Annotated in this window: 15 protein-coding genes; 8 read left to right on the plus strand and 7 right to left on the minus strand. The window is 33.7% G+C overall.

The genetic code is table 11. The features are described 5' to 3' along the window. Window positions 1-224 precede the first annotated feature (224 nt). The 3 genes from asnB to PL77_RS02385 all read right to left on the minus strand — a co-directional run bounded on the left by asnB (window position 225) and on the right by PL77_RS02385 (window position 4,235). Complete coding sequence (gene asnB / locus PL77_RS02375) at window positions 225-2,129, minus strand: asparagine synthase (glutamine-hydrolyzing) (RefSeq protein ID WP_044201275.1); 1,905 nt, start codon at window positions 2,127-2,129, stop codon at window positions 225-227. A gap of 129 nt (window positions 2,130-2,258) precedes the next feature. After that, window positions 2,259-3,389: a chromate efflux transporter gene (chrA, locus tag PL77_RS02380; protein WP_044201277.1), complete on the minus strand. Its 1,131-nt coding sequence runs from the start codon at window positions 3,387-3,389 to the stop codon at window positions 2,259-2,261. 342 nt (window positions 3,390-3,731) lie between these two features. Next, window positions 3,732-4,235: a metallophosphoesterase gene (locus PL77_RS02385; RefSeq protein WP_044201279.1), complete on the minus strand. Its 504-nt coding sequence runs from the start codon at window positions 4,233-4,235 to the stop codon at window positions 3,732-3,734. A 101-nt stretch (window positions 4,236-4,336) separates the two neighbouring features. Between PL77_RS02385 and PL77_RS02390 the strand changes: the two genes are divergently transcribed. After that, window positions 4,337-4,951, plus strand: a complete 615-nt coding sequence (locus PL77_RS02390; RefSeq protein ID WP_082026362.1) for a DUF4251 domain-containing protein — start codon at window positions 4,337-4,339, stop codon at window positions 4,949-4,951. 288 nt (window positions 4,952-5,239) lie between these two features. Further along, window positions 5,240-5,746, plus strand: coding sequence for a ferritin-like domain-containing protein (locus PL77_RS02395; protein WP_044201283.1), 507 nt, complete (start codon window positions 5,240-5,242; stop codon window positions 5,744-5,746). An 11-nt stretch (window positions 5,747-5,757) separates the two neighbouring features. Here PL77_RS02395 and PL77_RS30130 read toward each other — a convergent pair whose 3' ends face one another. Continuing rightward, the gene (locus PL77_RS30130; protein WP_172665790.1) at window positions 5,758-6,972 is read right to left on the minus strand and encodes an N-acetylmuramoyl-L-alanine amidase; all 1,215 of its coding nucleotides are present in this window, start codon (window positions 6,970-6,972) and stop codon (window positions 5,758-5,760) included. Between the two features lie 277 nt (window positions 6,973-7,249). On the opposite strand from PL77_RS30130, the gene tatC reads away from it, so the two are divergent. Beyond that, entirely contained in the window at window positions 7,250-8,083 is an 834-nt protein-coding gene (tatC, locus tag PL77_RS02405; protein ID WP_044201285.1) for a twin-arginine translocase subunit TatC, read from the plus strand. A 77-nt stretch (window positions 8,084-8,160) separates the two neighbouring features. Here the strand turns inward: tatC and recR are convergent, their stop codons facing one another. Next, window positions 8,161-8,721 (minus strand): recombination mediator RecR, encoded by a 561-nt coding sequence (gene recR, locus PL77_RS02410; protein WP_253273957.1) that lies wholly within the window; start codon window positions 8,719-8,721, stop codon window positions 8,161-8,163. Between recR and PL77_RS32450 the strand changes: the two genes are divergently transcribed. Continuing rightward, entirely contained in the window at window positions 8,666-8,788 is a 123-nt protein-coding gene (locus PL77_RS32450) for a hypothetical protein (protein ID WP_256380324.1), read from the plus strand. The two genes, recR and PL77_RS32450, sit on opposite strands and share 56 nt — an antisense overlap. Window positions 8,789-8,791: 3 nt before the next feature. Here PL77_RS32450 and PL77_RS02415 read toward each other — a convergent pair whose 3' ends face one another. Next, on the minus strand, window positions 8,792-9,082 hold the full coding sequence (locus tag PL77_RS02415; RefSeq protein ID WP_044201289.1) for an ATP-dependent Clp protease adaptor ClpS: 291 nt from the start codon (window positions 9,080-9,082) through the stop codon (window positions 8,792-8,794). A gap of 132 nt (window positions 9,083-9,214) precedes the next feature. On the opposite strand from PL77_RS02415, the gene PL77_RS02420 reads away from it, so the two are divergent. The 3 genes from PL77_RS02420 to PL77_RS02430 all read left to right on the plus strand — a co-directional run bounded on the left by PL77_RS02420 (window position 9,215) and on the right by PL77_RS02430 (window position 12,109). Beyond that, window positions 9,215-10,117, plus strand: coding sequence for an SDR family oxidoreductase (locus tag PL77_RS02420; RefSeq protein WP_044201291.1), 903 nt, complete (start codon window positions 9,215-9,217; stop codon window positions 10,115-10,117). A 247-nt stretch (window positions 10,118-10,364) separates the two neighbouring features. Next, entirely contained in the window at window positions 10,365-11,138 is a 774-nt protein-coding gene (locus PL77_RS02425) for a DUF6089 family protein (RefSeq protein WP_044201293.1), read from the plus strand. A gap of 251 nt (window positions 11,139-11,389) precedes the next feature. Then, window positions 11,390-12,109, plus strand: a complete 720-nt coding sequence (locus PL77_RS02430) for a DUF6089 family protein (RefSeq protein ID WP_156152220.1) — start codon at window positions 11,390-11,392, stop codon at window positions 12,107-12,109. Between the two features lie 55 nt (window positions 12,110-12,164). Here the strand turns inward: PL77_RS02430 and PL77_RS02435 are convergent, their stop codons facing one another. Then, window positions 12,165-12,746 carry an outer membrane beta-barrel protein gene (locus PL77_RS02435; RefSeq protein WP_052444108.1) on the minus strand — a complete coding sequence of 194 codons (582 nt, stop codon included), beginning with the start codon at window positions 12,744-12,746 and terminating at the stop codon, window positions 12,165-12,167. A 224-nt stretch (window positions 12,747-12,970) separates the two neighbouring features. Here PL77_RS02435 and PL77_RS02440 point away from each other — a divergent pair, with 224 nt between their 5' ends. Continuing rightward, a complete protein-coding gene (locus tag PL77_RS02440; RefSeq protein ID WP_044201297.1) occupies window positions 12,971-13,759 on the plus strand; it encodes a S1/P1 nuclease in 789 nt (262 codons plus the stop codon). Window positions 13,760-13,830 lie beyond the last annotated feature (71 nt).

The following is a 13,830-nucleotide window of genomic DNA, read 5'->3' on the forward strand; positions in this document are numbered from 1 at the left end:
GGTGGTGGAAGGGTAAAATAGCACCCTTGTTACGGAGATTGAAGATTATTCTTATGCGCACCTTCTAAAAAATTTGTAGTTGGTAACTTTCAATAGGATAAATCCTAGATAGATAAAAAAATTAATAAAGTGTTTAAACACTCGTAAAATACCTCATTGAGGTAGATTACTTAATATCATTAATTTATCCGAATTAAAGTAATTTTTTTGATAAAAATATATTTTTAAGCTTTATTTAACGAAGGATTATATTTTTTCCACCAATTCTGCAATACCAAAATTGACCACACTTGATTTTGATCATAATTGGAAGAATTGAAGATTGTATTTTTTAAACTTTCGGTATAGTTAACGTCAAAGATACCTTGACTTTCCACAAAGTCCTTGTCTAACATCTCATTAACCCAACTCCTAAGTGCTGTTTTATAGCCATTCATCAATGGTACTTCGAACCCATGTTTGGGACGTTTATATAATTCTTCTGGGAGTAAAGTCCTAAATGCATCTTGCAGAATTCTCTTTTTCATGTTACCATGAATTTTGTATTCCGAAGGTAATCTCATTGCAAATTCCACCACTCTATGGTCTAAAAATGGAACACGGACTTCAAGACTATTAAGCATACTCATAGAGTCTACTTTATGAAGCATATCATTTACGAGTAAACCATTGAGGTCAGAGAACAGAACATCATTGATACCATTTCCATCAATGTATTGTGTTAAATGCCCCTTTCTTTCTGCGAATGAGTGTTCATCAATTTGGCTTTTAAAACTTTGTGAAAGAATACTTCTCGTAGTGTCAGTATCTCTCCAACAGCATTGAAACCAATATCTTTCTTGAGGTGAAAGCATTAATCCATCTCCAAATTTAATGGCTTGTCTTATTTTATTTCCTAAAGCCGAATTCCTACTTTGAGGGAGTTGTTTCAATATGGGAAGACCTGCTTTAATTACTTTAGCAATTGTACCCTGATATCTTGATTTCCATTCCCCAAGATGCTTATTATACCCTGCAAACATTTCATCAGCACCATCACCGGATAAGGCTACTGTTACTTTCTTTTTGGTCTCTCGGCAGAGAATGTTCACGGCTAATGCTGAGGCATCTGCGAAAGGTTCAGCATAACTGTCCAACATACCAAATAAATGATTGTAGAAATCATCTGGAGTTAATTTGAAAGCTGTATGATCTGTATTGTATTTTTTTGCGACCAACTCGGCATAGTGGGTCTCATCAAAAAGCGGTTCATCCTTATAACCAATAGAAAAAGTCTGGAGTTGTTCAGTATGTTTTGAAGCCATGGCTACTACTGCAGAAGAATCAATTCCACCGCTCAAGAAAGCACCCAAAGGAACGTCTGAAATCATTCTCTCTTGAATAGATGCTTCCATTACATTCAAAAGTTCTTTTTGAGCCTCTTCATAAGTAAGCTCCAACGGTGTTGAGCATTGTTCTTTGAGTTGATAATAAGGCTCTACAATTACCTCTTTTCCTTTGATGAACATATAATGTCCTTGAGGTAATTTCTTGATATTCTTAAAAATGGAATCAGGAGTTGGAATGTAGGTGAGCTGAAGTAATTGGAAAATTGAAGTAGGATCAACTTCTTTCTCGATTCCAAATTGTAATAGTGAGATCATTTCACTACCAAAAACTACTTTATCTTCATCAACAGCGTATAATAATGGTTTAATACCCATTCTATCTCTCGCTATGAAAAGACTATTTTCTTCATTGTCATAGATTGCAAATCCAAAGAAACCATGAAATTGATTCACGCAGTCCTTTCCGTAATGGATATAAGCATAAAGTAAAACTTCAGTGTCAGAGCTTGTTTTGAAATTAACGCCTTTATTTTTTAATCGCTCTTTTATCTCCTGGTAATTATAAATTTCACCATTGAAGACAATAGTATAACGACCAGAATCATCATGCATAGGTTGATTAGCACCTTCTGATAAGTCAATAATAGAAAGGCGTCTATGCCCCAAATGAACAAAATGACTACTATAAACATCAGATGCATTAGGACCTCTATGGGCAATAACTTCTGTTGCTTTATGCATATGAATTGCTTGCATTCGTCCAATTTCATTGAAGGCAAATAAACCTGTAATTCCGCACATGATCTTCTACTGGAGGTTAAAAAATGGTTGATTAAAGAACTTTACAAAACGAAATTAGCAACAAAAATCAAAAAGCCAACGAATAAAATCCATTGACTCTGATAATTATTAGAAAAGGCAACGACAGACTTAAATAAATGACAACAGATAACCAAGTATACTACCTCCTAAGATGATCCACATACTGTTGATCTTTTTAAATTTGAAAGTGATCACAATACTTAAGATTGCAATAGTAATACTTTGCCAATCCTGTAAAGAGGTAATGGTCATTTCAAAAAGTACTTTCACCATTATAGCAACTGATGCAATATTTACAGCATCTAAGAAATATCCCACTTGTTTTGAGTTTCTTAATTTTGAGATAAATGGATTTAAAATTAAAACAAGAATAAAAGAAGGGAGAAAAATACCCAAAGTAGCCATAATAGCTCCACTTACCCCGCCTAATTGAAACCCTACAAAAGTTGCAGTTGAAAGGACTGGGCCAGGAGTGAATTGTCCAATTGCAATTGCATCCATTAATTCTTGTCTTGAAAGCCAACCATTACCGACCAATTCAGCATCTAAATAGGCAAAAAGTACATATCCACTACCATACAATACCGCACCTACTTTTAAGAAGGTTAAAAAAATTGATGAAGTAGATAGACCTACAATCCCTTTTATTGGACTTGAAGTGAGTAATAAAGGTAAAAAGGCTTTTTTGTCTGTACTTTCCTTATGCTTAACATTAAAATAGAGGATACCCATTAAACCTGTACCTAATAAAGCTACGATTTCATTGACTCCTAAAAATGAAGCTACGAAAGTAATCATTCCTAAAATTCCGATTTCAACACCTTTCAAAGCCTTCTTCCCTAATTTTAAGATTGCACTCATGATGATCGCTAATACGGCAGGTTTAATACCAACAATAAAAGGAGCTACATTGGGAAGTTCTCCATATTCAGTATAAAACCACCCCAAAACCCCAGTAATGATCACAGCAGGGAAAATGAAAGCAATTCCTCCAAAAACTAACCCTAAAAAACCAGCTCTTTCATGTCCCACATGCATGGTCATTTCCGTTGAGTTTGGACCAGGGATTAGATTTGTAGCTCCTATTAGATCTAGGAAGTGCTCACTACTCATCCATCTCCTTTTTTCAACAATTTCTTTTTCTAACATGGCAATATGTGCAGCAGGTCCACCAAAGGCAATACACCCAAGACGAAACATTACGAAAACAACTTCTAGTAGCTTTGATGATTTGTTCATTTATAAAGATTGTTTGATTGATAATTATAGTATTGGTATTTCCTCTATAAGAGGAGTTATTAATGAATGATGCAAAGTAAATACAATTGAATGGGTATTTTGTGGTCTATTTGAAAGGATAATAGTAAAAAAATAGGCATCGAGCACTTAAACCGCCCGATGCCTATCTGTGTCACGCTTTAGAAACTGATTTTTATTATAAAAATATTTTCAGTTTGCTAGCATTATCTCATCTCATAACTTTCAATAACAAATTAAGCGTATTTTAAACACATACAGAGGTGATGTAGATGTAGATAAATGTTGATTGTTGTCATTGTTTTAAGTTAAGTGACTGATAATCTATATTTTTGCTCTGAGTCCTAACTCAACAACTTTTAAATCTTTTGGTTTCCCATCCTCTATTCTTAGTCGAATAAGTGTCCTCATTCTATGAAAACCATGTCTTCCTGCTGCTCCAGGATTGATATGTAGTAATTTCCTTTCTGGATCGGGGATTACTTTTAAAATGTGAGAATGACCACATACAAACAGATCAGGTTTTACCTCACTTAATCGTTTTTTGAGCTTAGCGGTATATTTTGGGGGGTATCCACCAATATGTATGATGTAAACTTTTACGCCGTCTATTTCAAAAAGAGCTTCTTCAGGATATTCAGCTCTGATGGCTCCGTCATCAATATTTCCATAAACAGCTTTAGTAGGGGCTATGCTCTGAAGTTGTTGCATAACATGTATATCTCCTATATCACCTGCATGCCAAATTTCATCGCAACCTTCTAAATTTTTTAATATATGATCATCAATATAACTATGTGTATCGGATAGGATACCTATTTCTTTCATGCTTGAAATGTTAATATGCTTGAATTGAATCAACTCAAAAAACTATTCAATCGTTCAATTGAATATAAAATGATTTGAAAAACTATAACGCTGAAAATACTATGAAGAACTTAATAAAAATATTAATCGTTTCAATTTCTTTTATGATTAGCTCTAACTTATTTGCTCAAGATGCAGCATTTGAAGAGCAGCCATTAACTAAACAGGAGATAAGAGCTCAAAAAAGATTAGAGAAAAAGAAGGAAAGAGAGCAAAGAAAAATGTTAGCAAAACAAATGGAGATGATTGCTCATGAACAAGCGGTTTATGGCATTGATAGCTCAAGTTTTGTTTTGGAAGCGATTCAAGTGTATGATCGATATGGTAATATTGAAAACGTAAATAGTAATATCAACTTTGTTAAAATAGCTGGAGATGTTGCTATTTTCCAATTAGGTTTTGATGGAGTAGTAGGCCTCAATGGTGTAGGAGGTATTACTATGGAAGGTAGAATCTCAGGATATGAGGTTGAAAAACTAGAAAATGGTAGAGTAAATGTAAAATTTAATGTGCAAGGACCAATTATGTCTGCTAGTATGAATTTTACAATGGATGGCGAAGGAAACTTTGCGAATGTAAAGGTAAGAGCACAGACTGAAAACATTGAATTAAATTTTAGAGGTCAAATTAAACACCTCAATCAATCAAGCGTTTATGAGGGTATGAAGTTATTCTAGTGCGTTAGTACAGAGTGAATAAACGTGTAATAAAGTAGGCATATAAAAAAAGAGCAGTTTCTTAGAATCTGCTCTTTTTTGCTTCATTTCATTTCATTTCTTTTGTATAACAAATATAGGATTTAGTTTGATTATCTCATGATGATAAGGAAATTATTTCTAGTGATTTTTGTCATTGAAAGTGAATTTTGATGCTGTTATTTTAGGTGTGTGAATTACACTTATAGTGTGATAGATGCTGAGATTGTGTTTAAAATAAATTGTCAATCCTAATAAAACTGAATCATTATGAAACAATTTGAAGATTTAAGAGACTTATTTATCCATCAAATGAAAGATCGATATGATTCTGAAACACAGCAAGTTGAGGTGTATCATGAATTGAGTGTGAGAGTGAAATCAGTAGGTTTAAAAAGAATTTTAGCAATATGTGAGAAAAGTGCTCAAAAACATATAGACTTTTTAGATGAGTTATTTACTGATCTACATGAAAACCAAGTGGGAGATATTTGTGAATGTAGTTTGGGTATGATCAAAGAGATGAATATGATTTTAGGTAATACCTCTAATCATAATATTACTGATATTGCTATTTTATCTACTATTAGACAACTTCATTCTAACGACCTTACGGGATATCAAAATATTTTGATGTATGCAGATCAAGTACATGATGATGCTATATTGGATGTGTTGAAGCAAATGCTTAAAAACGAAAAAGATTTAGACCAATTACTCGATGAAACGATGTTGGCACTCATTGAAAAAGAACATGTGCTTGAAGCTGATATTTGAATTAAAATATGCTATGGCAACAATTGTTTGTGGGGTTTCCTTGCTTGGTTTTCTAATACAGTAACTATGAAAGCATCAGGAAACCCTTTTTGTCTTACGGAAGTTAAGATCTTCTGTGCTTCTTCTTTTGAATAGGTTTTTCCTACAAGGACCTGATATTTGTAAGCATTTTTTGATTCATCATCATAGAAAAGAAAAACAGGGTAGCCTAAGGATTTAAACTCCCTTTTATTCAGGTTTACGTCATCTACGCTTGACATAATCTGAATTCTATAAAAATGGAGTTTAGCTAATTTTTCACTTTCCTTGTTAGTCGTAATTGAGTCTTTTGGTGTATCATTCTTCACGACTACTATTTTTGCTTCTTTTACTTCTGGTACAACCTCTTTTTTAGGTGTTACAGGAATTGTTTTAGGTTTTGGTGCATCAAACCTTCTTACATAAGCATCTTTAAACCCTTTCTTTTGAATTGTTTTTGCTAATTTATCGGCTACTTTTTTCTCATATTCTCTTCCAACCAAAAGAGCATAGTGCTGACCATCTTTATGAGGGTCAACTTTCATTTTTAAATTTCTAATTTTCTTAGATTTTAAATCAGCTGTTGGGTTCGTAGTAGATCCAATTTGCACTCTATAATAAGGGTATCGATTGTCTTTTGCAGGCCTAGGTCTTTTGTTTTCAAAATCGCGAATGGCTCTAAAAAGAGCAGAAGCAATATAAGTTTGTCCTTTTCCAGAGTTCAAGTAAGCTTCTTCTTTAGCATTACTCATAAAACCACATTCCACTAATACACCAGGCATTTCGGTGTATTGAATTACTTGAAGATTATGTCCTCTATCGTTTCTATCCTTTATTCCTCTACTTTTTCGTCCTGCTCTTACAAAATCTTGATCAATTTGTCTGGCCCAGCCATATGAGGTTGGAAATTTCTTGCTTTGAATATGTACTTGAGTTCCATGGTAACTTTTATGAGCAAGACTATTGCAATGTATACTTATAAAATAATCCGCTTTTACACTATTCGCATAATTTACTCTTTCTTCTAAAGAAACCGTACGGTCCGTTTTACGAGTATACTTTACAACAACATTATTTACCCTTTCTTCTAAATATCCACCTAACCTGAAGGCAATATCTAAATTAAGGTCAGATTCATGCTTGTAATAACTTTTACTTCGAGGTTTACCAACGTCAGTACCACCATGACCCGGGTCAATGACAATCACTACCTTTCTGTCAAAACTATATTGTTTGTAGGATTCACTTTGTCCAAATACAGTGGGACTAAATAGGACAAAAATGGAGACTAAGTTTAAAAAAAGATATTTAAGACGATTGGATAACATAAAAATTCCCTCCGGATATTATTAATTGAATATACGAAATTACTCAGAATGCATTAGTATTTACAAGTATTCTTATTTAGTTCTTTTAATTATTATGCCATTTCGCACAAAATGTCGAACTTTGGTGCCGAAATTAAATAAGAACTCATACAAACGAATGGCAGATAATAACGAACAGCAGGAAATGTCATTCTTAGATCATTTAGAAGAACTAAGATGGCACGTGTTGAGAGGAGTAGCTTCAATTTTTATTTTCTCAGTAATCGCATTTATAGCAAAATCTTTTGTTTTTAACGTCATTATATTAGGACCTTCACGCTTAGACTTTCCAACATATACATGGCTTTGTGAACTTTCACATTATCTGGATACAGAAGCTTTGTGTATAAAAAGCTTACCTTTTACTATTCAGAGTAGAACTATGACAGGGCAATTTGCCATGCACATTATGTCGTCCATCGTGATTGGGTTGATTTTCGCATTTCCTTATACTTTCTGGGAAGTTTGGCGATTTGTTAAGCCAGGTTTATACCAAAACGAACAAACAGCAACCACGGGTGCTACTTTTTTTGTGAGTCTTTTATTTATCACGGGAGTATTATTTGGGTATTATGTAGTTTCTCCGTTGGCCATCAACTTCTTGTCCAATTACCAGATTGATGAGAGTGTACTCAATGAGTTTGATATTTCTTCATACATCTCTACTTTGTCAATGATTGTCCTTTCGGGCGGAGTGATGTTCCAATTACCAATGGTGGTTTTCTTTTTATCAAAATCTGATTTGGTTACTCCAGATAGTATGAAAGATTATAGAAGACATGCTATTGTTATCATTTTGATTGTTTCAGCTATCATTACTCCTCCGGATCCGATCACTCAAATTTTGATTGCTGGGCCAATTGTGATTTTATATGAAATAAGTATTTACATCTCAGCAAGAGTATTGAAAAGTAAACAGAAGAAGGCAAAAAAGGAATTAAGAAAGGTGTAAAACCTTTTTAAGAAGCATAAAAAAAAGCTGGATATATTTTAAAATATATCCAGCTTTTTCTTTGGAAAGAACTTTACCTAAAGGGAGGTTCTTTCAGAAATAGACCTTCCGAGCGTTAACTCATCAGCAAACTCAAGAGCACCACCAACCGGTATACCTCTTGCAATATTTGTTACTTTTAAAGAAGGAATATTTTCTAGTTGTTGTCTTATAAAAAAAGCAGTCGTATCTCCATCCAGACTTGCATTTAAGGCGAATATTACCTCATTTATATCTTCTGAATGAACACGCTCAATGAGATGTTCAATGGTAAGATCCATCGGTGTAATACCTTGTAATGGTGAAATGACGCCATTTAGGACATGATAAACTCCTTTATAAGCACCTGTTGATTCGATTGCCAAAACATCAGACATATTTTCTACAATACATAATGTAGAAAAATCTCTTGATGGGTTTGAACATACGTTACAAAGGTCATCATCAGAAATATTGTGGCATTTTTTACAATACTTTACATTCAGTTTTAATGAAGCTATGGATGTTGCAAGGTCTTTCGCAAATAGCTCATCTTCTTTCAAAATGAATAGAGCCATCCTTAAAGCAGTCTTTTTACCAATGCCGGGTAGTTTTGAAATTTCTTCAACGGCTTTTTCTAAAGATTTTGAAGGTAGGTTGGACACGGCTAAAAGTATTGATATGTAAAAATTATAAAATTTCGCAAGAAATTCCTCTGTCACACAATGCAGTTCGCATAGGTGTTAGTTCATCAAAAGTACCATTCTTAACGGCACATTTTCCATTGTAATGTATAATCCAAGTACACTGTTCTGCTTGATGTGTAGTATGATTACAAACTTGAACCAACGCATCAATCACAGTATCAAATGTATTTACATCGTCGTTAAAAACGACTAACTCTCGGTTAAGTTCAGAATCAACCAGGGTTTCCTCCAGCTCTTGAACTTCAGTATCACTTTGTGTTGAAAACTTAATCATATGAAAGTAAAAAGATTTGATACACAAAAATAGCAATCCTATCATTAATTAGCTAATTGCCTCTCTAATAACATTCGTTCTTTCAAATTAGTTTACGTAATTAGTGCAAATTCTACTAAAATTTATACAAAAATGAGAAAAACAGTTCTGATCACCGGAGCAAATGGATTATTGGGTCAGCATCTTACTCTTCAATTAGTGAAACAGGATAATTTTGACGTGGTAGCTACAGGTAGAGGAGACGATCGGCTAAAAGAAGAAGGCTATCAGTATTTCTCTATGGATGTTGCCGATGAGAATAGTGTAAGAAGTGTGATGCAAAAATTAAAACCTTCAATCATTTTTCATTGTGCAGCAATTTCGAAAGTAGAGCATTGTGAAGATGATCATGAAGAGGCCATTCGCCAAAATGTAACAGCCACTCAGATTTTATTAGAAATTGGAAAAGAAAATAAATTAGAGCAATTCATTTATCTATCAACGGATTTTGTTTTTGATGGAGAAAAAGGATTGTATGAGGAAGATGATCAAAGAAACCCTCCTAACTACTACGGGATAACAAAAATGATGTCGGAGGACTTTCTTTTAAAAGAAAAAGAGGTAAAGGTAGCTATTGTTCGGACTTGTTTAGTTTATGGGCAAGTAAAAGATATGAGCCGATCTAACATTATGCTTTGGGTTAAAAATAAGTTATGTAATGGAGAGGCCATAAAAGTAGTAAATGATCAATATAGAACTCCAACATACGTCGGAGATTTGGCTAAAGGGTGTATCCTTATTGCAGAGAAAAATGAGGAAGGGATATTTCATATTTCAGGAAAAGATTACCTAACACCTTATGCCATTGCGATACAAGTAGCAGAATATCTCGGTTTAACAACTTCTTTGATTTCACCTGTGAATGCTTCAACCTTTAAAGAACATGGTAGACGCCCTTTAAAGACGGGTTTTACTAATCAAAAAGCTTACAATGTGCTTGATTATCAGCCAATTTTGTTTGAAAAAGGAATGAAGAAAGTATTAGGTGAAAATTAAAAAGTTTAAAATTTTCTTAAAAAAATATCTCCTAAAAAGAGTTATAAATAGATACAAAACCTTATATTTGCTAGTGTGTAAACTACTATGCCTAACGTTTTTATACATTAATCCAAACAATTGCTCCTTCAATTAGTGTGAACAGACTGTTTGGCATAAAACATGTAATACTAAAGGTTGAAGAGTATTTCAGTAACGAAAATTGATAAGATTACTCCACCTGATTCATATAAAATATTTTTTCAGAATGAAATTTAAAACTTCACTTCAGGCTGTTTTATTTTTGATCCTTCTATGCTTTGCTTATACTGAAAGTAATGCTCAAGGTATGAGAAGTAGGGCTCGATTTACAACGAAAAAGAGATACATCAGTTTTGGTGGTATGATCACTACAGCCAATTTTATGGGGGATTTATCTCCTGCAAATAGCTTAGGAAGTATTGATTGGTCACATACAAAATTCCAATTTGGAGGTTTTATCCAAAAAAGAATGATGCCAAGAGTTACTGCTCGTTTATCGTTGAATAACAACATATTCTCCGGCAGCGACAAAGATGCAGGCCTAAATGTTGACAGAGGCTTGGAATTCAATACTTATGCTCTTCAGCTTAATGCGATGGGTATTGTAGATTTATTTCCAAACTCTGGGGTGTTCTACAGAAGGCCTAAAGTGCCAATTCCATATATTGGGTTAGGGATTGGAGCCTTATTTGCAACCTCATCTGTAAGACAAAAACCTGCAGCGGATTATCAAGGAAGTATAATCACTGACGAAATTAGGGTAAATACAGTAACTTATGTTGTGCCAGTAGCACTAGGTGTAAGATATAAGTTGACTTCTCATCTTGATATTGCATTTGAAGCTACGGCAAATTATACCGGATCAGATTTAATTGACGGAATTGATAATGAGATTAACTCAAGTCCTAGTACACGTGATGTAAATGATGTGTTTTTAACTCTAGGATTTCAGTTGAACTACATTGTAGGTGGATCTATAAAGATGCCTAAGTTCCGTTAAAGAATAAATAAATAAATTGAAAGTCCGTCAGGAAACTGTACGGACTTTTTTTGAACCTAATCTAAAGTATTAAACAAACGTAATCAGACTTTTTGTACTTCGTTGAAGAAGTGTTTGCCTTGGATGTTTCATAAAAAAGCATCAATATTATCCTTTATAACTTAATTGTGACTTGATAAATTATGTTTGCAAACAAAATGCACGATTGCTTTAGTTGGTACTTAGACTTGATTTTTTTAAATAAACAAAGTATGAAAAAGGAATTGAAATGTCTTTTGATCTCATGCTTCTTAATTACTATCACTTTTGTAAATAGTCATGAAGCAAGTGCACAGTATTGGGTATTAAGTGGCGGTGTTGGAACCACTTTTTATTCTGGAGATGTGTCTCCTATACCTCATCCTGCTGCCTTTAGAGTCGGAGGGAAATTCGCCGCTAAGTATAAAATAAGAAACCATTTCTTATGGAGAACAAGTTTAGATTTAGGTTGGTATACAGGAGATGATGCACTTTATGATAAGCCATTTCATCAAGCCCGAAATGCAAGTTTCGAAAATTTGATGTTCAATGTAGCAACAGGATTTGAATACAATTTTTTGAAGTTTAGAGAACACAAAAGAAAAATTGACAACTTTACGCCTTACTTTTTTATGCAATTGGGAGCGGGTGTTTTTCCAGTTTTAAACACAACTACTACTAATGCCAATAAAGCTTATACTGCAGTGACTCTTCCGGTTGGAATTGGTTTCAAAAAGAGAATTTCTTACTACTTAGATTTTGGTATGGAGTTTAGCATTGTGAAACCGCTATGGAATGATAATACTGATTCTATCTACAGGGGAGCAAGGACAGCTCCAGAAAGAGAACAGACGGTATATCCTTCTTGGAGAGATAATTATTACTTCTTAGGGTTTACATTAAGTTATCATATTTATAATGTTAACTGCCCAGAAGACGGGAAAAGAAGATAAAAAAATAAAGGCTATCAGTAAATGATAGCCTTTATTTTTATGTTTGAAGTTTTGATTATCCACCGAAGAAGTAACCAACACTTAAGATCCATTGAGTAGTTTTGATAGATGGAGTATTTAACTGTTGTGAAATTAACTCTGATCCAGACTCATATTTTACATCCACTGTAAGTTTTTTGATGTCCGCACCAATACCTGCTTGCCATCCCCAAGTGAAATTATTGTAATCTAAATCATCAGCGTCTTCAGGAAAGTTTGATTGAGCAACAGCACCACCAAATACACGGCCACTAATACCTAATAAACCGAATTTTAAACCTACAACGATAGGTACATCAAATCTATTAACATATCCATCATCTGATCCTTGACCTTGGAGAGTGATTGTACCACCAACTCTAGAGTATAATGCTTCAACTTGAGCGTAAATAGGTAATACAGGAATGTTAGTTCTAAACATACCACCAACATGCCAAGAGGCAGTTCCTTCTGTTGACCATCCTGTAACAGGACCACTTAAGTCGTAATTAGAAGCACCAATACCACCTTTAATACCAAAGCTAAATAATCCGTCTTGAGCTTGGGCTGTAGCTCCAATAAGTAATAAACCAATAAAAAGAGTTAAGATTTTTTTCATAATAAAATGATAGAGTTATTGTAAAAATATGTGTAATACCAAGACAATAAGAATTAGTATACAAGTTTAATTAAATCTTTGGACTTATGGTATAGACAATTAACATTAAATGATTGTCAATTATAAATGATAAAATATAAACATCAATCAATAAGCTTTGTTTGATATCATGTACCCTTTATCTTGCACACGATTAGAACAAAAATTTAACCAATCATATCAAAATGCATCGAAATTACTATACTTTATCCTTATTCTCATTACTCCTAATTTTCTTGTTAAATCAATCTGAAGTATGGGCATGGGGACAAACAGGACATCGTGCCGTAGCACATGTAGCTGAAAATCATTTAACAAAAAAAGCAAAGAAAGAGTTGGAGAATATTCTTGGAGACTCTGCTTACCTGCCAATGGTTTCTACATGGATGGACGATATAAAATCGGATAAAAAATATAGCTTCATGTACTCTTGGCATTATATCAATATTGATGAAGGAGAAACTTTTGAGTCTATTGAAAGAAGCCCAAAAGGGGATATTGTTAAAGCAATAGATGATATGACGGCAATTTTAGAAGATGAAACGGCTTCAAAGAAAAAGAAAGCAATGGCTGTGAAAGTATTGACTCATTTGATTGGGGATTTACATCAACCTTTTCATGTTGGTCATAAATCAGATCTTGGAGGAAACAAAGTTAAAGTTACATGGTTTGGTCAACCTTCCAATATCCATAGGGTATGGGACTCTGAGATGCTGAAATCAAAAGAACTATCTTATACTGAGGTAGCCTTATATGTAGATAGAGCGACTAAAGAAGAGGTTGAGAGGTTACAAAGTGCTTCTACTGTAGATATGATGAATGAGTCTTTTGAATTAGCTACAAAATATTATTCTGAAGTAGGAGATGGTAAATTAGGATACCGATACATGTATGATAATTATGCGGTATTGGAAGAGCGTATCAAAATTGCAGGAATTCGTTTGGCAGGGATTTTAAATAGGGCTTTTGCCTAAGTCTCCAAAACAATTCACTAGGGTACATTCTTTATAAGCTGAGGATGTACCCTTTTTTAATGATAAACTAA

It is taken from the genome of Flammeovirga sp. OC4 (genome assembly GCF_000812565.1).
In the GTDB taxonomy this organism is placed as follows: Bacteria; Bacteroidota; Bacteroidia; order Cytophagales; family Flammeovirgaceae; genus Flammeovirga.

Bases quoted from the DNA above. Each gene is read 5' to 3' on its own strand.
- PL77_RS02395 (WP_044201283.1), top strand. From the start codon at position 5,240: ATGAAACAATTTGAAGATTTAAGAGACTTATTTATCCATCAAATGAAA.
- PL77_RS02390 (WP_082026362.1), top strand. From the start codon at position 4,337: ATGAAGAACTTAATAAAAATATTAATCGTTTCAATTTCTTTTATGATT.
- PL77_RS02420 (WP_044201291.1), top strand. From the start codon at position 9,215: ATGAGAAAAACAGTTCTGATCACCGGAGCAAATGGATTATTGGGTCAG.
- PL77_RS02430 (WP_156152220.1), top strand. From the start codon at position 11,390: ATGAAAAAGGAATTGAAATGTCTTTTGATCTCATGCTTCTTAATTACT.
- PL77_RS02425 (WP_044201293.1), top strand. From the start codon at position 10,365: ATGAAATTTAAAACTTCACTTCAGGCTGTTTTATTTTTGATCCTTCTA.
- asnB (WP_044201275.1), bottom strand. From the start codon at position 2,129: ATGTGCGGAATTACAGGTTTATTTGCCTTCAATGAAATTGGACGAATG.
- tatC (WP_044201285.1), top strand. From the start codon at position 7,250: ATGGCAGATAATAACGAACAGCAGGAAATGTCATTCTTAGATCATTTA.
- PL77_RS02415 (WP_044201289.1), bottom strand. From the start codon at position 9,082: ATGATTAAGTTTTCAACACAAAGTGATACTGAAGTTCAAGAGCTGGAG.
- PL77_RS32450 (WP_256380324.1), top strand. From the start codon at position 8,666: ATGAATAGAGCCATCCTTAAAGCAGTCTTTTTACCAATGCCGGGTAGT.
- PL77_RS02440 (WP_044201297.1), top strand. From the start codon at position 12,971: ATGCATCGAAATTACTATACTTTATCCTTATTCTCATTACTCCTAATT.
- PL77_RS02385 (WP_044201279.1), bottom strand. From the start codon at position 4,235: ATGAAAGAAATAGGTATCCTATCCGATACACATAGTTATATTGATGAT.
- PL77_RS02435 (WP_052444108.1), bottom strand. From the start codon at position 12,746: ATGAAAAAAATCTTAACTCTTTTTATTGGTTTATTACTTATTGGAGCT.
- chrA (WP_044201277.1), bottom strand. From the start codon at position 3,389: ATGAACAAATCATCAAAGCTACTAGAAGTTGTTTTCGTAATGTTTCGT.